1 pseudogene is annotated in these 434 nt (G+C 63.4%); it reads left to right on the top strand.

Annotation, left to right across the window (positions count from 1 at the left end):
• Positions 1–70: 70 nt before the first annotated feature.
• Positions 71–434, top strand: a pseudogene (locus J5M56_RS25715) (chromosome partitioning protein ParA); the annotation flags it as partial.

Here is a 434-nt window from a genome sequence, read left to right as displayed (position 1 = left end):
AAGAGCAGCAGGAAGAATCCGAAGAAGACGCCATAGCCCGCGCCATCGCCGCCGAAAAGGAGCTTGAAGCATGAGCCAGGAACGCTACGGCATCCGCCGCTTCGCCCTGCTGAACACCGCCGGCTACAGCCTCGGCATCTTTCCGCTGGAAAACCCGCTGTCGGTCTACGGCGCCAACAACCTCGGCAAGTCCGCATCGATCAACGCGCTGCAGTTCCCGATCCTGGCGCGCATGTCGGACATGAGCGTCGGCAAGTACAGCCTCGAGCAGTCGCGCAAGTTCTACTTCGCCTCGGACACCAGCTACATCCTCGTCGAAGTCATGCTGCCCCACGGCCCGCATGTGATCGGAGTGGCCGGCCGCGGGCCGGGCGGCGGCTTCGGTCATCAGTTCTTCGTCTACCAGGGCTCGCTGGACCTCGACCATTACCAGC

It is taken from the genome of Pseudomonas sp. 51_B, from assembly GCF_017491595.1.
Lineage (GTDB): Bacteria > Pseudomonadota > Gammaproteobacteria > Pseudomonadales > Pseudomonadaceae > Aquipseudomonas > Aquipseudomonas promysalinigenes.
Note: the sequence above shows the minus strand (reverse complement) of the source record. Positions and strands in the feature narration are given on the sequence as shown.